22 protein-coding genes are annotated in these 19054 nt (G+C 54.7%); 5 read left to right on the top strand and 17 right to left on the bottom strand.

All coding sequences use genetic code 11. The annotated features are described in order from the left end of the window. Window positions 1–139 precede the first annotated feature (139 nt). The 14 genes from rcsA to fliF form a co-directional block, all read right to left on the bottom strand. The gene (rcsA, locus tag ACA373_RS06900; RefSeq protein ID WP_253460455.1) at window positions 140–775 is read right to left on the bottom strand and encodes a transcriptional regulator RcsA; all 636 of its coding nucleotides are present in this window, start codon (window positions 773–775) and stop codon (window positions 140–142) included. A 643-nt stretch (window positions 776–1418) separates the two neighbouring features. Continuing rightward, window positions 1419–2204 carry a flagellar biosynthetic protein FliR gene (fliR, locus tag ACA373_RS06895; protein WP_253460458.1) on the bottom strand — a complete coding sequence of 262 codons (786 nt, stop codon included), beginning with the start codon at window positions 2202–2204 and terminating at the stop codon, window positions 1419–1421. Next, the gene (gene fliQ / locus ACA373_RS06890; protein WP_125288017.1) at window positions 2205–2474 is read right to left on the bottom strand and encodes a flagellar biosynthesis protein FliQ; all 270 of its coding nucleotides are present in this window, start codon (window positions 2472–2474) and stop codon (window positions 2205–2207) included. A gap of 83 nt (window positions 2475–2557) precedes the next feature. Continuing rightward, the gene (gene fliP / locus ACA373_RS06885; RefSeq protein ID WP_125288016.1) at window positions 2558–3292 is read right to left on the bottom strand and encodes a flagellar type III secretion system pore protein FliP; all 735 of its coding nucleotides are present in this window, start codon (window positions 3290–3292) and stop codon (window positions 2558–2560) included. Continuing rightward, window positions 3289–3720 carry a flagellar biosynthetic protein FliO gene (gene fliO, locus ACA373_RS06880; RefSeq protein ID WP_125288318.1) on the bottom strand — a complete coding sequence of 144 codons (432 nt, stop codon included), beginning with the start codon at window positions 3718–3720 and terminating at the stop codon, window positions 3289–3291. The genes fliP and fliO overlap by 4 nt, the downstream gene beginning before the upstream one ends. Window positions 3721–3758: 38 nt before the next feature. Continuing rightward, window positions 3759–4166: a flagellar motor switch protein FliN gene (gene fliN / locus ACA373_RS06875; protein ID WP_125288015.1), complete on the bottom strand. Its 408-nt coding sequence runs from the start codon at window positions 4164–4166 to the stop codon at window positions 3759–3761. After that, window positions 4159–5166 (bottom strand): flagellar motor switch protein FliM, encoded by a 1008-nt coding sequence (gene fliM, locus ACA373_RS06870; protein ID WP_253460461.1) that lies wholly within the window; start codon window positions 5164–5166, stop codon window positions 4159–4161. The genes fliN and fliM overlap by 8 nt, the downstream gene beginning before the upstream one ends. Before the next feature lie 6 nt (window positions 5167–5172). Next, window positions 5173–5652, bottom strand: a complete 480-nt coding sequence (fliL, locus tag ACA373_RS06865) for a flagellar basal body-associated protein FliL (RefSeq protein ID WP_125288013.1) — start codon at window positions 5650–5652, stop codon at window positions 5173–5175. A 144-nt stretch (window positions 5653–5796) separates the two neighbouring features. Then, on the bottom strand, window positions 5797–7107 hold the full coding sequence (locus tag ACA373_RS06860) for a flagellar hook-length control protein FliK (protein ID WP_253460464.1): 1311 nt from the start codon (window positions 7105–7107) through the stop codon (window positions 5797–5799). Beyond that, window positions 7104–7550: a flagellar export protein FliJ gene (fliJ, locus tag ACA373_RS06855; protein ID WP_125288011.1), complete on the bottom strand. Its 447-nt coding sequence runs from the start codon at window positions 7548–7550 to the stop codon at window positions 7104–7106. Before fliJ ends, ACA373_RS06860 begins: the two co-directional genes overlap by 4 nt. Before the next feature lie 10 nt (window positions 7551–7560). Then, a complete protein-coding gene (gene fliI, locus ACA373_RS06850; RefSeq protein WP_125288010.1) occupies window positions 7561–8925 on the bottom strand; it encodes a flagellar protein export ATPase FliI in 1365 nt (454 codons plus the stop codon). Beyond that, the gene (gene fliH / locus ACA373_RS06845; protein WP_253460466.1) at window positions 8925–9629 is read right to left on the bottom strand and encodes a flagellar assembly protein FliH; all 705 of its coding nucleotides are present in this window, start codon (window positions 9627–9629) and stop codon (window positions 8925–8927) included. The genes fliI and fliH overlap by 1 nt, the downstream gene beginning before the upstream one ends. Continuing rightward, window positions 9622–10614, bottom strand: a complete 993-nt coding sequence (fliG, locus tag ACA373_RS06840) for a flagellar motor switch protein FliG (RefSeq protein ID WP_253460469.1) — start codon at window positions 10612–10614, stop codon at window positions 9622–9624. Before fliG ends, fliH begins: the two co-directional genes overlap by 8 nt. Next, window positions 10611–12329, bottom strand: coding sequence for a flagellar basal-body MS-ring/collar protein FliF (fliF, locus tag ACA373_RS06835; RefSeq protein ID WP_253460472.1), 1719 nt, complete (start codon window positions 12327–12329; stop codon window positions 10611–10613). Before fliF ends, fliG begins: the two co-directional genes overlap by 4 nt. A 244-nt stretch (window positions 12330–12573) precedes the next feature. Between fliF and fliE the strand changes: the two genes are divergently transcribed. Continuing rightward, window positions 12574–12885, top strand: a complete 312-nt coding sequence (fliE, locus tag ACA373_RS06830) for a flagellar hook-basal body complex protein FliE (RefSeq protein ID WP_253460474.1) — start codon at window positions 12574–12576, stop codon at window positions 12883–12885. A 171-nt stretch (window positions 12886–13056) separates the two neighbouring features. Here fliE and ACA373_RS06825 read toward each other — a convergent pair whose 3' ends face one another. The 3 genes from ACA373_RS06825 to ACA373_RS06815 form a co-directional block, all read right to left on the bottom strand. Then, entirely contained in the window at window positions 13057–13245 is a 189-nt protein-coding gene (locus tag ACA373_RS06825; protein ID WP_253460476.1) for a hypothetical protein, read from the bottom strand. 1403 nt (window positions 13246–14648) lie between these two features. Continuing rightward, on the bottom strand, window positions 14649–14822 hold the full coding sequence (locus ACA373_RS06820; protein ID WP_253460480.1) for a hypothetical protein: 174 nt from the start codon (window positions 14820–14822) through the stop codon (window positions 14649–14651). 399 nt (window positions 14823–15221) lie between these two features. Further along, window positions 15222–15791 (bottom strand): helix-turn-helix domain-containing protein, encoded by a 570-nt coding sequence (locus ACA373_RS06815; RefSeq protein WP_369895705.1) that lies wholly within the window; start codon window positions 15789–15791, stop codon window positions 15222–15224. Window positions 15792–16147: 356 nt separating this feature from the next. Between ACA373_RS06815 and ACA373_RS06810 the strand changes: the two genes are divergently transcribed. From ACA373_RS06810 to ACA373_RS06795, 4 genes are all read left to right on the top strand, one after another. Further along, a complete protein-coding gene (locus tag ACA373_RS06810) occupies window positions 16148–16513 on the top strand; it encodes an antiterminator Q family protein (RefSeq protein ID WP_253460486.1) in 366 nt (121 codons plus the stop codon). Window positions 16514–16750: 237 nt separating this feature from the next. Continuing rightward, on the top strand, window positions 16751–17218 hold the full coding sequence (locus tag ACA373_RS06805) for a glycoside hydrolase family protein (protein WP_125288002.1): 468 nt from the start codon (window positions 16751–16753) through the stop codon (window positions 17216–17218). Further along, entirely contained in the window at window positions 17215–18663 is a 1449-nt protein-coding gene (locus ACA373_RS06800) for a hypothetical protein (protein ID WP_370734247.1), read from the top strand. The genes ACA373_RS06805 and ACA373_RS06800 overlap by 4 nt, the downstream gene beginning before the upstream one ends. Then, window positions 18660–18959, top strand: a complete 300-nt coding sequence (locus tag ACA373_RS06795) for a hypothetical protein (RefSeq protein ID WP_253460489.1) — start codon at window positions 18660–18662, stop codon at window positions 18957–18959. The genes ACA373_RS06800 and ACA373_RS06795 overlap by 4 nt, the downstream gene beginning before the upstream one ends. Window positions 18960–19054: the final 95 nt, after the last annotated feature.

Raw genomic sequence — 19054 nt, 5'->3', positions numbered from 1 at the left:
CTGTCTGGGTAAACGAAGCGACAGGCTTCGCTTTGTTTACAACTCATCGGCAGAGAGAGGCGAAAGGTTAACGGAAAAGTGTGATCCTGTTAACATTAGTGGATAAAATAAAGCCGGCATAAGCCGGCTTCTTTAACGCTTAGCGTACGTTGACGTAGATACCGCTGGTGACGTTATCAGTCAGGCGCACCACATGATAGATGACCTGTTTATTATGAGTCTTAATCTTGCGTTTAATATTGCCTTTATGCGAAGAAACCGTTTTGGCTTTAATTTGCATTTTGTCCGAGATCTGAATGGTATCGTGACCGGACATCCACATTTTAAGCATGTTCGACTCGGTTTGGCTTAGCGTCAATGGATGAACATCGAAGCCAGCGGAATAGCGAGGCGACACGTTGAGTTTCTTCTGGAAATAGGACAGAAGTAAGTTATCGAGTGTAGCAGGCTTAATCGATTTTGACGTAATAATCAGGTTCTTACGAACGTAGAGGTATTCCTCAAAATGGATGTTAGAGATAGCCATAAAGATGAAAAACAGCGTGTCAGGATGCTGCGTAATAATGTCTCTTATACGCTGGCTGGCATCTGCTTCATAAATAAAACAATCTTCGTTAATAAATACAACGCCCGGTTGGAGCTGCTGGCATTTAATTTGAAGCTGATCGATGTCGGTAACGGAAGTTATGTTTTTCTTTTTAACTCCCTTGACGGACATATAATCAGTAAGACCTAAGCGTGTGTAGCTGCATGAATCCATTATAATTGTTGGCATAACTGCGACCCTCACCAAATTGTTATTCGTTTAAACTAACGATGAATTACGCGTTGTGTAAGTTACGAGAGTAATATGTTCTGTTTTCAATTTTATTATTTGTACTCAGCATTAAGTCTGTTAGCGGACGCTGAACAAACCTGTCCATGCTCGATGTAACCGTTTAGTTTAGGCAAACCACCCACTACCAACGCGGTAAAACATCCGTAGACAGATGGAGGATCTGACAGAAGTTTGCCGCACTGCTTTGTGAACTTCGCCACTATCGCGCAGAACGCAGAGAAATCTGATAGGACGAATCCTAAAAAACATTCATCACGCGAATGTGTGCCGCTGTATAGGGCACTAAACCTGCTGTGAAATACGATTTGCTACAAGAATAACGGCAAAAAATAAAATTTCCAGTAAAAACAGACGTTTTTATTCACTCCGATGCTTAACATTTAAGCAACATTGCATCCGTTTCGTTAAACAAAATACGCTAACTGGCATTTAATAAGAATAATTTTCATTGGGTGAAGCGATTAATCAGATTTTCCTTAAGAATTTTCTGGTATCGGCGGTTTGAAAAATGTGCAAAAACATTCTACACGCTTAACAATGCACCCAGGGCCTCTCTTAAGGTGGTTCTGAATACTTAAGTTTATTTGGCAGGAAGTTCGCTAAGGATCTGTGAGAGTAAATCAAATACTTCGCTGAATAAATGCTCACAAAACGGGGCCAGGAGCGGCATCATCAGGCTCAGGAAGATAAGACCGATTGATAAGGTGATAGGAAAGCCGATGGCAAAAACCGACAGCTGAGGTGAAACACGGTTTAACAAACCCAGTGCCAGGTTAATGATGAGCAGCAGCGTTATCAGGGGTAACGCTAATCGCATTCCATTAAGGAAAATCAGACTGGCTGCTTTCGTTAACGCCAGAAACGCGTTGCCGTTAATCAGCTCTCCGCCAACAGGCAGCGTATGAAAGCTGTCGGCGACCATAGAAATTAACCACAGGTGACCGTTAAAAGATAAAAACAGCAGCATGGCCAGCATATCCATAAAGCGGGCCAGCACCGGCATATTCAGTCGGCTTGAAGGATCGAAAAAGGTGGCAAAAGAGATACCCATCTGCAAACCAATGACTTCACCTGCGGTTCTGACTGCCGCAAAGGCAAATTGCATCGTAAAACCGATAGCCACGCCAATCAGAATCTGCTGAATCAGCAGCCAGAAGCCGCCAATTGAGAATAAGGTCACATTAACCGGCGGCAGCGTGGGGATCAAAACCCAGGTAATCATCAGGCCTAAGCCGAGCTTAACCTTTTTGCTAATCGATTTTTCACTGAGGATCGGGGCGGTCATGATTAACGCCAGCACGCGGGCGAGGGGCCAAAAAAGTTGCCCCATCCATAACATCAGCTGGCTGCTGTCGAAGTTAATCATTTAACCGATCATATTAGGCAGGTTGGTAAACAGGGTGCGCATATAGTCCAGCACCAGGCTCAGCATCCACGGGCCAGCCACGACGATGGTCGCAACGACGGCGAGGATTTTTGGAATAAAAGAGAGCGTTTGTTCGTTGATTTGCGTCGCCGCCTGCAGCAGGCTAATCAGTAGACCGCTGACCAGCGCCGCCAGCAGCAGAGGTGCAGCCAGGATCAGCCCAACGTGCAGCGCATCATGACCAATTGACATAACCGATTCTGGTGTCATCACGACTCCGGGAAAATTGAGGGCCTATATCGTCGCGACAGGCAGCGCCGCGATTTTTGCCGGGCGACGTCGTCGCCCGATTATTATGAATAGAAGCTTTGCGCCAGCGAGCTAATCAGCAGCTGCCAGCCGTCTACCAGCACGAACAGCATCAGCTTAAAGGGCAGCGCGATGGTCGCGGGCGGCACCATCATCATCCCCAGCGCCATCAGCACGCTGGCGACGACAAGGTCGATAATCAGAAACGGGATAAACACGGTAAAGCCAATCTGGAACGCCGTTTTCAGCTCGCTGGTCACGTAGGCCGGCAGCAGAATGCGCATCGGCACCGCTTCCGGGCCTTGCAAAGGCGGGGAGTTGGCCAGGCGAGCAAACAGGGCCAGATCCGCTTCGCGAGTCTGCCGCAGCATAAATTCACGCAGCGGCTGCGCGCCTTTATCCAGCGCGTCCTGCATACTGATCTTGTCTTCGCTGAACGGCAGATAGGCGTTCTGATAAATCTTGTCCAATACCGGACTCATAATAAAGAAGGTCAGAAACAGCGCCAGGCCGAGCAGCACCTGGTTTGGCGGCGCGGACGGCGTGCCCAGCGCGTTACGCAGCAGGCCGAAAACAATGATGATGCGCGTAAAGCTGGTCATCATCAGCAAAATAGCGGGCAGGAAAGTCAGCGAGGTGATAAACACCAGCGTCTGCACCGGCAGCGACCAGCTCTGACCGCCGTTAGCCGTCGGACGGCTGACCAGGCCCGGCAGCTGGGCGTGAACTTCAGGCGCCAGCAGCAGCAGCAGCGCTAAGAAAGGAAGAATGCGTTTCATTTTGGTTTTCCGGCGCGTTTAATAAGCTCTAACACCTGACGGAAATCGCCAGCGGGCTGCGGCTCTTCCGGATTTTCCTGCACCGGTGAGGGCGGCAGGGTATGCAGATGGGTGATCTGCTGTGCGGTCACGCCCAGCACCAGCCGGGCATCCTGCACGTCAACGATAACCACGCGCTCGCGCTGCCCAACCTGGCAGCTGGCGCTGATCGAGATATCCCGCTGGCCGCGCTTGCCCGTTTTGGGCGCGAAGCCAAATCGTTTCGCCAGCCAGGCGCAGGCCAGAATCAACAGAATAATCACGGCCAACACGCTGCTGACCTGCGTCAACACTGAACCGGTGGAAGCGGCCGGCTGGCCTGGCGGCTGTTGCGTTTGTCCGACGTTGACCGGCGAATGCGCCGCCGGTTGCTGCTGGCCCGTGCTCATTGGCGCTTGCTCCTGCTGCGTTTGGCTGACGGTCGTCATTAACGGCTCAGTCGACGCATACGTTCAGATGGCGTAATGATGTCGGTGATGCGCACGCCGTATTTATCGGCAACCACCACGACTTCGCCCTGGGCAATCAGATAACCGTTGATCAGAATATCCAGCGGCTCGCCGGCCAGGCCTTCCAGCGCCACCACGGAACCCTGCGTCAGACGCAGCAGCTCTTTAATGGTCATCTTGGTGCGGCCCAGTTCCACGGTCAGCTTGACCGGGATATCCATAATCAGGTCGATATCCTGGAGCGAACCGGCGATATCATTACTTTCCAGAGATTTAAACACCCCTTCGGACGCGGTGCTGGTTGAGTTTGACTGCTCGTTCAGCGCGTCAGCCCAAAGGTCGTCCGCAGAGAGGTCGTCAACGGACGGCTTATTGGTGTCACTCATGGGGCTGTTCCTCATTCATCGAGTTCAAAATCGGGTTAATCAGATGTTCCACACGCAGCGCGTACTGCCCATTCAGGGTGCCGTACTGGCTGGTTAAGACCGGCACGCCATCGACATGAGCGATAATGCGATCCGGTTTTTCTATCGGTAATACATCGCCGGGCTTCAGGGCCAGCAGGCGTGAAATCCGCATCGAGACGTCGGCAAAGTTCGCAATCAGCTCCAGTTCGGAGTGCTGAACCTGCTTCACCAGCGTCTCGCGCCAGTTGTGATCTTCCTGACGCGAGTTCTCCAGCGGCGGGTTGACCAGGGTTTCACGCAGCGGTTCAATCATGCTGAACGGAATGCAGATATTGAACTCGCCAATCAGGTTGCCAATCTCCACCTGGAACGGCGTGGTAATCACGATATCGTTAGGTGAAGTAGTAATATTAGTAAACTTTACCTGCATTTCGGAGCGAACATACTCCACGTCCAGCGGATAAATCGGTTTCCACGCTTCGCTGTAGCCTTCCAGCGCCAGTTTTAGCATCTTGCGAATGACGCGCTGTTCGGTTGCCGTAAACTCGCGTCCTTCTACTTTAGTAGGGAAGCGACCGTCTCCGCCAAACAGGTTATCCACGGCGATAAACACCAGGCTTGGCGAAAACACCACCAGCGCCGTACCGCGCAGCGGCTTCAGGTGGATCAGGTTCAGGTTCGTCGGTACCGGCAGGTTGCGAGCAAATTCATGATACGGCTGAATTTTAATCGCGCCTACCGTGATATCCGGGCTACGACGCAGCAGGTTAAACAGCGCCATCCTGTATGAACGCGCAAAGCGTTCGTTAATGATCTCCAGCGCCTGCAGACGTTCGCGAACCATGCGACGCTGGGTATTGGGATCGTAAGGACGAATATCACTGTCGCCCGCGCTGCTGACGTTTTCTTCCGCCGCGCTGTCGCTGTCGCCGTTAAGCAGCGCGTCAATTTCCGCTTGTGAGAGAATGCTGTCGGCCATTTTGCCCTACCTCAGGATAAAGGCGGTGAACAGAACGTCCGTCACCTTTTGCGGAGGTTGTCCCGGCACCAGCGGCGGCGCAAGCGTGGCTTTAATCTGTTTGACCAGCTCTTGCTTGCCCTGTTCGTTGCCCAGCGACGCGGCGTTCTGGTTAGAGAGCAGCAGCAGCAGGCGGCTGCGAACTTCCGGCAGATAATCATTTACGCGCTGCAGCGTTTCCTGATCGGGCAGACGCAGCGTGAAGCCAACGTAAAGCACGCGATCGGGATCGTTATCCGGGTTGATCAGGTTAACGGTAAACGTATCCAGCGCCAAGAATACCGGTGCAGGCGGCGGCGCAGGCTTTTCAGCTTTTGCCGTGTCGGCAGACCCGTGCATTTTATGCCAGACCAGATAGCCTCCTGCGCCACAAGCGGCCAGAACCACCAGCGCTATCAGGATAATCAAGAGTTTACGTTTGCCGCTTTTGGCTTTCTTCTCAGTCATACGGGCGATAATTCCTGTGAGTATGTTCAAGAGCCGGGAGTGCCTGCTCTCTGACGACGTTATGGGCAGATTATCCCGCATCGCTCGCTAAACAATAGGGCGAAAAGACGCGGGTTTTGCCGTTAGCTTTGGCGTTTGTGATCGTCAGGCGAAGATATCAACGGCATTACTGCCCGAAGCGCGCGCCTGGAGGGAGGCAGGAACGGCGATAGGGGTGATCTCGCTGTCGGCGTCGGCAGCAAGACTAAAGGTGTTGCCACGGCTGTTATTACGCTGCTCCTGCTGGCCGCTAAAGCTCTGGCTCTGCGCCTGGGCATCGCTGCTGACGTTGGTCTGCCCAAGGTTGATGCCGCTCTGCGCCAGCGCTTCCTTCAGCTGCGGCATGGCGGCCTCCAGCGCGGCGCGCACCTGGCTGTGGTTCGACACCATGCTCAGCTGCGCCTGATCGCTGTCCAGCTTCAGGCTAATCTGGATGCTGCCCAGATCCAGCGGATGCAGATGCAGCTCGGCGGTCTGCTGACCGTTGCGGCTGAACATCACAATCTGCTGGCCCAGCGCCTGCTGCCATTCCGGGCTGCCCAGCTGAGAGCTCAGCTGCGGCGTAGCCGGTGCGCTAACCAGCGAGGTTGTAGCTGGCGTCACGGCGGCGGAAGCAGCGCTGATAACACCAGGTGTAATCGTTGTCTGGCTGGCAGCACTGTCTTTATCGCTGTCTTTAGTCACCTGGCCCAGCACCTGCTGGAAGGCGCTGTTCAGCGTAGCGATATCGCCTTTCTGCGTGCCGGCCGCTGCGCTCAGGGTGTTAGTGCTGCTCAGCGGCATGCTGCTGTCGCTGTCTTTTGCGGTTTCATCGCCGTCGACGGCTGTCGTCTTAGCTCCGCCCGCGCTGGCTAACAGCGAGGCAAGGGTAGCGTTAGCGTTGCTGCCTTTGATATTGCCTTCGGTCAGGCTATCGCCGCCTTTGGCAAGGGCTGCGGTCGGCTGCTGCTGCGCCTGCGGCAGCATGGCGAACAGCGCCTGAAGCGCCTGCATATCGCTGCTGCTCAGGGGCGTCGCGGCGGCGGCGGTTTCGCTGTCGTCCTGGGTTTTAGTCAGCGCGATCGCGTTGTCTTCCGACGGCGTTTTCGCGGACTGTAGCAGCGAGTTCAGCGTTTCCGGTTTATCCAGCGCGGCCAGCAGCGCGTTCAGTTTCGCCTTCGGCGAGGCGGCATTTTTATCGTCGGCAGCGGCAACGGCCGCCGTCGCCGAGGCGGGCAGGGCTGTTTGCCCCTGCTGCGCCAGCGTCAGCAGCTTATTGCCAAGCAGCGACAGAAAGCCCGCGTTGCCGGTTTGCGCGCCGTCGGCCGTAGCCGCACCGCCAATATCCGTGCCGATATCGGTAGCATCCGCCGCCGCGCCGTTAGTGGAAGCGGTCGCGGTTTTCGCCGCCGTGTTAACCAGTGGCAAAGTCATCATTCGCCTTTCCTCAATGATGCCCGTTGGGCAAATTCATCCATCCGTTTCTGATCGAGACGGTTTTCCTGTAATAGTGCGGTTGCTGCCGCGCGAGCCTGTAGGGTTTCATAAGCATGAAGCCGCTGCTGCTTGTCGCGCCACAGGCGCAATGCGTTTTCTACCCGGCCGTTCCAGTTCGCCAGCTGCTGGCGATGCTGTTCGATCGCTTTTTCCAGCGTCTCGATAAACTGGTGGTAGTTGTACCAGCGGGTGCTGTTAATCCCTTCCGCCATGGTGGTGTTCAGCGTTTTGCGATATTCGTCCTGATAGTTCAGCAGCATATGTAGCTGCTCATCAGCCTGTTTCTGACCGCGACGAACGTCGCCCAGCTGGATGGCGGCCTTTTCCAGATCTTTCTGCGCCAGGCCGCACAAGGTTTCAATTGGCGATGCGTGTTTTGCCATCAGTCAGCCCTTAACCAAAAATTGCCTGCAGATGCAGACAGGCGTCGTCAAACGTACTGCGCTCAAACATGCCCTGCTGTAAGAAGGTTTCCAGCTCCGGATAGAGCTTGATCGCTTTATCCAGCGTCGGATCGCTGCCGGCGGCATAGGCGCCCACGCTTACCAGATCGCGGTTGCGCTGATAGCTGGAAAGCAGCTGTTTGAACTGGCGAACCCGCGCATAGTGCGTATCGTCGATCAGATGCGACATCACGCGGCTGATCGACGCTTCAATATCAATGGCCGGATAGTGGCCCGACTCCGCCAGGCGACGCGACAGCACGATGTGACCGTCAAGAATGGCGCGCGCGGAGTCCGCAATGGGATCCTGCTGGTCATCGCCTTCGGTCAGCACCGTATAAAAAGCGGTGATGGAGCCGCCGCCGTCAATGCCGTTACCGGCACGTTCCACCAGCGCGGGCAGCTTGGCGAAAACGGAAGGCGGATAGCCTTTGGTGGCAGGCGGCTCACCGATAGCCAGGGCGATTTCACGCTGGGCCATGGCGTAACGAGTCAGGGAATCCATAATCAACAGCACGTGCTGGCCGCGATCGCGAAAATCTTCCGCGATGCGCGTGGCGTAGGCCGCGCCCTGCATACGCAGCAGCGGAGAAACATCCGCTGGCGCCGCGATCACTACAGAGCGCGCGCGGCCCTCGGCGCCCAGAATATTTTCAATAAAGTCTTTTACTTCACGGCCACGCTCGCCAATCAGCCCAACCACAATTACGTCGGCTTTGGTGTAGCGCGCCATCATGCCCAGCAGTACGCTTTTACCCACGCCGGACCCGGCGAACAGGCCCATACGCTGGCCGCGACCCACGGTCAGCAGGGCGTTAATGGCCCGCACGCCGGTGTCCAGCACGTCGGTAATCGGCGTACGCTGCAGCGGGTTAAACGGCGGCGTAATCAAGGGCGCGCGATAGCCGGTTTCCGGCGAAGGCAGCCCGTCCAGCGGCCGACCGCTGCCGTCGAGCACGCGTCCCAGCAGCTCCGGGCCAAGCATCAGCTGTTTGCCGCTGTGCTGGCTGTCGCCGGCCACGCGGGCATACACGCGCGCGCCAGGCAAAATGCCTTCTACTTCTTCCAGCGGCATCAAAAACAGCCTCTGGCCGTTAAAACCGACGACTTCGCTCTCGACTTCGCTGACGCCGTTGCCGTCCATGCGCTCGATCACGCAGGTCGCGCCCAGCGGCAGCTGCAGGCCGGTCGCTTCCAGCACCAGGCCGGTGGCGCGGGTCAGGCGACCATAGCGGCGAACGTCCGGCACATTGGCCAGACGCTGTTCGAAAGAGTCAAGCGCGCCAAGCCAGCGCGACAGGCGAGAGGTGGTCATTACAGTTCTCCCGGCGCGGCAAGGCGGCAGAGTTCGTGCCAGCGGGTAGCGATGCTGGCGTCAAGGTCGCCATCTTCGGCGCTGACTTTACAGCCGCCGGGATGGATAGTGCTGTCCGCCATCAGGCGCCAGCCGTGCAGGCTGAGCGTGGCGCCCAGCGACTGCTCAATACGCTGTAAATCATCCGGATGCACGCGCAGCGTGGGTTTACCGCTGAACATCGGCTCCTGCTGGATCATGCCCTGGATTTGACGAAGCAGGGCGGTGCCGTCGACGTGCGGCGCCTGGCCAATCACCTGGCGAGCGGCCTCCAGCGCCAGCTGCATCAGACGGGCGGCGATCACGCTGTCCAACGCTTCCAGCGTGTGGGAAAACTCAGAGACCAGCTGCTGCATACGGGCCTGAAGCGGCGCCTGCTGCTGCTGCGCCTCGGCCAGCCCCTGCTGAAAGCCGGCTTCATAGCCTGCTTTCTGTCCTTCACTGAACCCCTGCTGATGCCCTTCGGCATAGCCCTGGCCCTGCGCTTCGCTGCGCGCCTGGTTTTGCATCTGCTCCAGCTCAGACTGCTGCTGGCTGAACGGATCGTCTGTCAGATCCGCCAGCGGCGCTTCCGGCTCGTCGAACGAGGCCATCAGCGGCTTATTCGGCTGCCCAAGATCGTTGGGCTGCCAGCGCTGCCAGGGAAGTGAAGATTTATCAGACATACTGTTCCTCGCCGCCGCCAATCACCATCTCGCCGCTTTCCGCCAGACGACGAACGATAAGCAGGATGGCTTTCTGTTCGCTTTCCACTGCCGACATACGCATCGGGCCACGGTTCGCCAGGTCGTCGCGCAGAATATCTGCCGCACGCTGCGACATGTTGCGCAGGAACTTCTCGCGCAGCGGCTGTTCGGAGCCTTTCAGCGCCACCAGCAGCGATTCCGATTCCACTTCCTGCAACAGACGCTGGATGCTGCGGTCGTCGACCTCCACCAGGTTTTCGAACAGGAACATTTCGTCGATAATTTTCTGCGCCAGTTCGCCGTCGAAGTCGCGTACCGCTTCGATAACCGCTTCTTCCTGCTGCGTCTTCATCAGGTTGATGATTTCCGCTGCGGTTCTCACGCCGCCCATCTTCGCACGCTTGAGGTTCTGACCATCGAGCAGGCCGTTCAGTACCTCGGTCAGCTCGGCCAGCGCCGCTGGCTGCACGCCGCCGAAGGTGGCGATACGCAGCATCACGTCGTGACGCAGACGCTCGTCGAACTGGGCCAGGATATCGGCCGCCTGCGAACGCTTCAGGTGTACCATAATGGTAGCAATGATCTGCGGATGCTCGTCGCGGATCAGGTCTGCCGCCGCCTGTGGCTCCATAAAGTTGAGCGTTTCCATGCCCGTAGTGGTTTCGCGGGTTTCCAGAATATCTTCCAGCAGGCTGGCTGCGCGCTCTTCGCCCAGCGCTTTAGTCAGTACGGAGCGCAGGTAGTCGTTAGAGTTAACGCTCAGCGCCGCAAACTGTTCGGCATCGTTTTCAAACTCATGCAGTACTTCGGTCAGTTGCTTGTGAGAAACCTGACGCATGTTAGAGATCGCGGCGCTCAGGTGCTGCACCTCGCGGGCGCCAAGGTGTTTGAACACCTCGGCCGCGCGGTCTTCGCCAATCGTCATCATCAGAATGGCGCTTTTTTCGGTACCGGTGAGACTCATAGTTCGTCCTTCATCCACTGGCGAATGACCAGAGCCACCACGCGTGGGTCGTTTTCCGACATCTCACGAATACGCTGGCTCATTACCTCAGCACTCATGCGGTGCTGAGACTTACGTTCTTGATCAAGCTCGTCTTTCGACAGCTTCACGGAGACGGCATCGTCATCGCTGCCCGCTCTTGCCTGGGTCGCGGCATCCACCATCGCTTTCTCCTGAAGCGCTTTACGCTGCAGCTGTGGACGAACCAGCTTGCGGTAAAGGATCCAGGCCACAATCAGTACCAGCAACCAGCGTCCGGCTTCCATTATCTGGTCGATAAAGGACTGCTGCTGCCAGAATGGCAGGTCGCCACCGATTTCCTGCGTATCGTTGAACTGGGAGTTCACCACGTTCAGCGTATCGCCGCGCTGCTCTGAATAGCCCATCGCTTCACGCGTCAGGTTGTCAATCTGCTTCAGCTGCGCATCGGTCAGCGCTATCGGCTTGCCGGCCGCGTCGGTTTTGTAGTTCACCACTACGGCTACAGAAAGACGCTGTACTTCACCTACATTCATCTTGGTATGCAGGATGGTGCGGTCTACTTCGTAGTTCGTGGTGTCATCATTACGGCTACTTAACGGCCCGGTTTTTGTCGTGCTGCTGTTCTGGTTTGCCGTGGCGTTGTTCGCCGTGGTGCTGTTTGCACCGTTCGCACCGTTCGCACCGTTTGCGCCATTAGCTGGCGTCGTCACCGGCGCGCTGTTGGCAGGCGCAGGCTGGTTAGAGAGTGCGCCGGGCACGCCGCCGGACTGACCGCCGGACTGCTCGCTGTTGCTGCTCTGCCGTGAGCGGATCGCCTGTTTAGAAGGATCGGTGTTGGGCTGATACTTCTCGTCGGTCTGCTCACGAGCATTAAAATCAATCTGCGCCGTTACCTGAGCGTGTACGTTGCCGTTACCCAAAATCGGGTTCAGGATCGCTTCGATACGCTGCTGGTAGCGGGTTTCCACATCGCTGGCGTATTTCAGCTGCGCGTCATTCAGATCGCGGTCGGCATTATCGGACTGCGTCAGCAGATGACCGGCCTGGTCGACCACGGTCACGTTGCCCGGCGGCAGGCCGGCAACGCTGCTGGATACCATATGCACGATGGCGCTGATTTGACCCTGGTCCAGCGCACGGCCGGGCTGCAGCGTCAGGGTAACCGATGCGGTTGGCGCTTTCTGTTCACGCACAAACAGCGACGGTTTTGGCATGGCAAGATGTACGCGTACGTTCTTGACCGGGCCTAACGTTTCGATAGTACGGGACAGTTCGCCTTCCAGCGCGCGCTGGTAGTTAACCTGCTCGCTAAACTGGCTGATGCCGAACTTTTCCTGATCCAGCAGTTCGAAGCCGACCGCACCGCCTTTCGGCAGGCCCTGTTGGGCCAGGCGCAGACGCAGCTCGTGCACTTTCTCAGCGGGCACCATCAGCGCGCCGCCCTTATCATCGAACTGATAAGGAATGTTCATCTGGGTCAGCTGAGTGACGATGGCGCCGCCATCTTCATCGCTGAGGTTGTTGTAAAGCACACGGTACTCAGGCTGTTTGGCCCACAGCACCATGGCGATTACAATGGCAACGGCAGCCGCCGCAGCGATGATAATCGGGATGCGAGGATTTGCCTTTAAACGAGCAAAAAGGTCGTTCAAACCTTTCTTCTCTGGTTGATCCTGCGTGACAGTTGCATTCATGACTCTTTCCCGCCTGACAGTTGACCGGACTGTTTCGTGTAGTGTCGTAACAAATCTGACTCCCTGATGTGCTGGCTAAACAAATTAATCCACCTCTTATGGGGTGCCATTATTTTCTGAAATGAAAAATTCGATGGCTGGATAAGCTATGACTTTTGCTCTTATTTACGGGCTTTGTCTTATTGACATTGTGGTAAGTTTTCACACAGCAAAAATCTTCTCCCTTTTCTAACCGAGGTAAGTCATGGCAATTCAGGGTATTGAGAGCGTAATGCAGCAGCTGCAGACCGCAGCGATTCAGGCAAGCGGTAAGCAGACCGATGCGGTCAGCCACGCAGATTTCGCAGACGCGATGAAAGTTGCGCTGAACAAAATCAGCGATACGCAAACTGAAGCACGTACGCAGGCGCAGGATTTTGAGTTGGGTAAACCCGGCGTGAACCTGAATGACGTTATGATCGATATGCAGAAGGCATCGCTTTCTATGCAGATGGGCATTCAGGTGCGCAACAAGCTGGTCAATGCCTACTCCGAAGTGATGAATATGCAGGTATAGTCCGCCAGCCTTCTGGTTTAAAACCGCTTATTACCGCCGTATTTCGCGCCAGGGCCATACGCAGGCCTGGGCGCCAACGTTTCTGGGGTAGGGCCATCGCGCCATTGCGCATCTGGCTGGCTTACGGATGCCAGCAGCAGCTTTGCCGGGCGAATGCCGTGGCCTGCCGGCTTAAGGGCTGAAGTAGTGAATAAAAGCAGGTAAAAGCTGCACCAGAAAAATGGCACTTACCACCCATAAAATAATGCTTTGTTTCGCTTCGCTGACGTCTGCCCGTGTGGCATAGCTGGCCTTGATGACCGCCACGTCTGTCCGGACGATGTACATATCTTCTTCCAGTTTTTTGATTCGGTTAAGCATCCTTTCTTCTCCGCTGATCTGGCCGTCATGAGGCTGGTTTAACGCCGGGAACGGCAAGCTGACTGTTTTCTTTACTTGCCTTCGCATAAGTTACGCTCCCTTGCCATACTGCTTTTGGCATCCGTTGTAACGGTCTGTCCTGACTTTTCTCTGACTTCGTTTTGTATCCTAAGCCTGTTGCCGAAAGGCTGTCACCGACAACTTCTTTCAGATCTGACGTTTATTCCAAAAAATAAAATCTCTTACAGCCGACTTGCAGAAGAATGCATAACCCTTCGCAAAACGGGAGCAAAAAATCGTTATAGCGGCGTCAGATAGCGCTTACCAGAAGGGCAGAACAGGACATTTATGCAGCATGTTGGCAAAGCGTTTAGCGGCGTCGGGCAAAAATAGGGACTTCATCAAATCATTAAGGCAGGCTTTTAATGGAAACGTTGATTGGCTCAGCTCTGATTTTTTTTACCCTGCTTCTGGTTACGTACGGTAGCCGGAAACGGGTCGCAAAAAACACCACGGTAAAATCCCCCGCAAAGAATTGATAAACAAGATTTGACTGTTTCTGAGTGTGAAAGGCGTAAGGCTTGACAAGGGGGTGGTACGACTACGCTATCCGGATTATGTCTACCGGGGTAAATGCCTCTTGAGTTTAGTCTTAATGTCGGCAAAAGGCCTTAAAGGCAGTGAATATATCAAGGATCCGCAGGATCCGGGCTGCTATGACGGCAGCCCGCTTCAGAGCCGCTGTCGAGCGACTGACACCGTTACGGCACGCTACCAGGGTGACAGGACGTTAATGGATAAAAATGCTGTGACAGCGCTGTGATGGCGTTTTAGCAGGCGTATCCATATCAGAAGCGGCTTTAAGAACTTCACCAACGTCAACGAAGCAGTTTGACGGAATAAATAATCGCATTTATTGATGTGGAACGGGTGTTAGATTCGACAGAGACGGCAGGGAGTGTTAGGCTGGAGCTTCAATTTCGTAAAACTAAGGCTACTTATTCCTCCTATCAAATTCAGATGTCCGACATGCCACGGATGTCAGTACCGCTTCTCGCTCCACAGTATCACGCCTAAAAATCCTCACGGCGCTAACTGCATCTTCTGCAAAGCCACCATGACGGTTAGCTACAAAGCTTTCGCCAGCTAGTCTATCGCCCCAAAAAAGTTTTTTCCGGCCTGTCACGCTGCTAACGCCGATCGGGCCTGATTTTCCTTCGGCCTGCGCGCATTTTACTGCGCAGACCTGCACTGTTGCGCCCTGCGACAGTACGGGGGAACGGTGGGAAGGGGAGAACGACCTTTAAAACCGTACCAGCCGCTATGAAAAAAACTTGCCTGCCCGGTAAAAGAAATAATACTGTATATAAAACCAGTATAAATTACAGGAGCAGGCAATTGTGTCACTTGTGTACCGCCTTCAGCACCCTCAAACTGCAGCCCGCCAACGTTCGCGTTATCCGCCGGGCAAGCTGTTCTTCCTGCGCCAACACCTTCTGCATCTCGGCACGTCTGGCCTTATAACGGCTCTTGCTGGTGCCGGCAGGACGGGACTTTTTCCAGATGATAATGGTCATAAACAACCCTCCGGTTACGGGCAAATTAGTCGATTTCCCAGCGACTTAAACAAGGCGATGAGGAATGTTAAGTGGGGGGAATTTGTCCACCTTAAAAAACAATAGCCATAGTTATTATTAATATCAATAGGTATTGCAAGTATAACTTTTGTTATTGGCTTAAGTTGTTGTTTTTGTTTGCTTAATTATTTTCTTAACGCTTTTTTTACGTATTATTCTGGCGATGTTATTAAAAGCTTTACTAATCTATTCAGTTGAATCAATGCGCCAAAGCCTCTGCGCAGATTAACTGTTACAGAGGATGGGTTTTCGCGAGGATAAGCTGATGATATCTGTGCTGCACAGAGTGTCTGGGGGGCGTTACAAAGAAACCATTCTGCCAGGGCAGGATGTCAGTAACTATCGCCTTAAATCACGGATTAGAAAGATCGCTACGCCAATCAGTTCTGACTCATCGGAGAGTTCTACGGCGGGCAATCGGGGATCGTCCACGGTTAAAAAACCATTGGAGGGGCCTTCCAGATAGCGATAAACCGAGATGCGTGAACTCACCCTGGCCATGACCAAATCTCCAGATTCGGGTGGTACGTCGGTATCGACAATAACGATGCTGCCGGTAGTGGCTTCCGCGCAGCCACTGTTCCTGTCAAGAATGTAGGCGCGCCAGGTCTTCTTCGCCTTTACTCCATTGGGCGAAGAGACTATTTCCCCTGTTTTCCCTTCCGGTCCCCAGACCGGAATCGTCGATCCACTTTTTACTTTATCAATAGCGCTCAGCCCAGCGTTGCCGCGCATCTCTCCTTCGCCGCTGGCCAGCCATTGCACATTAACATCCAGCGCTCTGGCAATATCGACCAGTTTGCGCGACCCTTCGGCCTCTCCCTTGGTCAGACGCCAGATCGTAGGTTGTGATACGCCCGATGCTTTAGCTAAAGCACCCTGGGTGATCCCCATCATGGTCATAGCCATGTTCAGTCGGTAGGCGAGTGTATTCGGTTTCATATACCAGAATTTATAGCGACGCGTATTTTTCGTCAAACACGCTTTGCTATTGGCAGGTTTAATAACCTATGCTATTAATTAAGGTGTGTTGATACTTAAGCGGATAAAAGTTCTTCCTTCAGGCTATCAGTTTCAGCACGCCCGCTCTTTGACAATCAGGCCGTCCAGCCTAACCGCTGGCAACCCATTTGACCCAGGGAAAACAAGCGAAGCGGCAGCGCCGCACGCAAAAAAACAGTACCGTTTTGAAATTAGCAGGTGTTAAGAGAAAGTGTGGGAAACTTCATTTTTTCTTCTGCTTTACTCACTCTGAGGGGGTCAAGATGCGAGACATGAAACGCTTGCTGGAAAAATGGGGAGGCTGGGCGGCGACGGAACAGAGCGGCGTCAGCTATTCACACATCGCCGCCGGATTCCGCGGATTGATTACCGCCGCGCCTTCCGATCGTCCTACCTGTAGTGATAACGACGGCATGATCCTTGATAGCTGCATCAGCAGACTGAAAATTAATCATCCTGACGAACATGCGCTGCTGGTGGCGCACTATCACTATCGGATCTCACTGCGCTCTATTGCGCGCCGTCGTCGCTGTGCGGACGGCACCATTCGTAAACAGCTGCAAACCGCCGAGGGCTTTGTTGAAGGCGTGCTGAGCGCGCTGGAGGTAGAGCTGGAGTGCGAAAAATAATTTTCGCCTCGTTACGGGCCTAAATATTTTATTTCCTTTAAAAAATTCCTTTAACTTTAAATATCTTTTCCTATAGCTTGAAAATTTTTTTAAGAAAAATTGGTTGCGTACGCAATTTCGGTTCTAGTGTGTTAGAAAGGCAATTTAAACCGCCTGCATAAATATAAAATTCATTTTCACCGGGGAAAGGTCCTTATCCATTCCGCTACGGCGGCTTATTCGATGAAGGGGTGAAAAATGAGTAAGATAATTCAAATTTTGGCCTATGAAGAAGGCTATAAAGAGAAGCCATATATCGATACTGAAGGCTACCCAACGGTGGGGTGCGGTATTCTCATTGGCCCCAAAGAGGCGCCGCTGAAATATTATTCATTCACCGTTCCGCGTGAGGTCGGCGATGTATGGATGCAAAAAATAATTAACGACAAAATAAAGGAAATGAATAACAGACCGGTATTAGTAGCCGCGCTCAAAGAGTGCAACGAAGCTCGCGCTGATGTGCTTTACAGTATGGCTTATCAGCTTGGCATCGACGGGCTGGCCGCGTTTAAAAATACGCTGGTCATGATTTCCAATAAAAACTTTTCAGGCGCGGCGGAAGGAATGCTGAGCAGCCTCTGGGCAAAACAGACGCCTGCCCGAGCGAAGCGTCATGCAGAGGCTATGCGCAGCGGAACTTATGATGCGTGGCAGGGGGCGTTATGAAATTTATCCTCTTTATTCTTATTGTGATGGCGATCGGGTTTATCGTCTGGTGGAGCAGTAAACACGGCAACATCCAGCTGGTAGCCCACGCTAAGCTCCTGTTCAAAACCTGGTCTGTCTGGCTGGCCTCCGCCGGCTCGGCCATCGGCGCCTGGGTGCAGTCCTTCCCGGATTCCGCTTCCAGCGCGTGGAACGGCCTGCCTGAGGATGTAAAAACGGTTATTCCGCAGCATTTTCTGGGCTTCCTGGCCTCTTTTATGGTCGCGATGGCGGTAATCGCCCAGTTTATCCGACAGAAAAAATTAGCGGCGGAAAAAGGGCAGCTGGCCGCCGGGCCAACGGCGGAAATAAGGCCAATTCGGGTGCCGGTCGCTAACCCGCTAACCGCGGTTACGGCGCCGGCTATGGCTTCCGGCTCGGTGATGCCAGAGATATTAGCAATGCCAATGGCAGCAGCATCGGGGATGGGATCCTCCTCGGCCATGATGTCGGTCGTGACGTCAGAGCAAACCCCCGTGCCCGGCAGGCCGGTTACGCCGGAAACGACGACGCCGCCTGACGCAACGACGCCGTCTGACGCAGCGCCTGCGGAATCTGATTCAACGCCCGCAGCGCCGGTATCAACGCCCGTGGCGCCTGAGGTGTCGGTCGTGACGTCGGAGCAAACTCCGGTGCCCGGCAGACCGGTTACGCCGGAAACGACGACGCAGCCTGACACAACGACGCCTGACGCAGCGCCTGCGGAATCTGACGCAACGACGCCGCCTGACGCAGCACCTGCGGAATCTGATTCAACGCCCGCAGCGCCGGTATCAACGCCCGTGGCACCTGAGGTTTCAGTCGTGACATCGGAGCAAACCCCGGTGCCCGGCAGGCCGGTTACGCCGGAAACGACAACGACGCCTGACGCAACGACGCCGCCTGACGCAGCGCCTGCGGACTCTGATTCAGCGCCCGCCGCGCCGATATCAACGCCCGTGGCACCTGAGGTTTCAGTCGTGACATCGGAGCAAACTCCGGTGCCCGGCAGACCGGTTACGCCGGAAACGACAACGACGCCTGACGCAGCACCTGCGGAATCTGACACAACGACGCCGCCTGACGCAGCGCCTGCGGAATCTGACTCAACGCCTGCAGCGCCGGTATCAACGCCCGTGGCGCCTGAGGTGTCAGTCGTGACGTCGGAGCAAACCGCGGTACCCGGCAGGCCGGTCACGCCGGAAACGACGGCACCTGACGCAACGACGCCATCTGACCCGGCACCTGCGGACTCTGACGCAACGCCCGTAGCACCGGTATCAACGCCCGTAGCGCCTGAAGTTTCGGTAGTAACGTCGGATCAAACTGCCGTAGCCGGCAGGCCAGGCGGTTCGCATACGGCGGCAGCACCTGCTTCAGCCCCTGTGGCACCGGAAACGCAGCCTAAACCGGGAGAGAAATCATGACAAGTTTCCTCGCCTTATTTAACGGGAGCTGGCATGTCCTTGCCGGGATCGGCGTAGTAATCGCGGCAGTCGTGGCCAGCTGGTTCGGCGGTAAAAAAACCGGCAAGGTGCAGGAGAAAGCGAAAGCGGACGTTCAGGCCGCAAAGGTTGAAAGCGCGCAAATTTCCGCCGTTGCTGAAAAGCAGGCAAAAAATAGCGAGGAAGCCAAAAATGTTCAGGCCGCTAATAATGCTCTTAATGACGACGACGCTCGTCGCAAGCTGCGCGAGTCGCAATACAACGACAAACAGCCCTAGGCTAATTGTGGATTCATCCTGTACGTTTTTCTCACCTATTAAAACATACGGGGAAGACTGGAAACTCATGGACATCAGGACAGTGAAGGAAATAA

It is taken from the genome of Erwinia sp. STN24 (assembly GCF_041320675.1).
GTDB classification, from domain to species: Bacteria; Pseudomonadota; Gammaproteobacteria; order Enterobacterales; family Enterobacteriaceae; genus Erwinia; species Erwinia aeris.
Note: the sequence above shows the minus strand (reverse complement) of the source record. Positions and strands in the feature narration are given on the sequence as shown.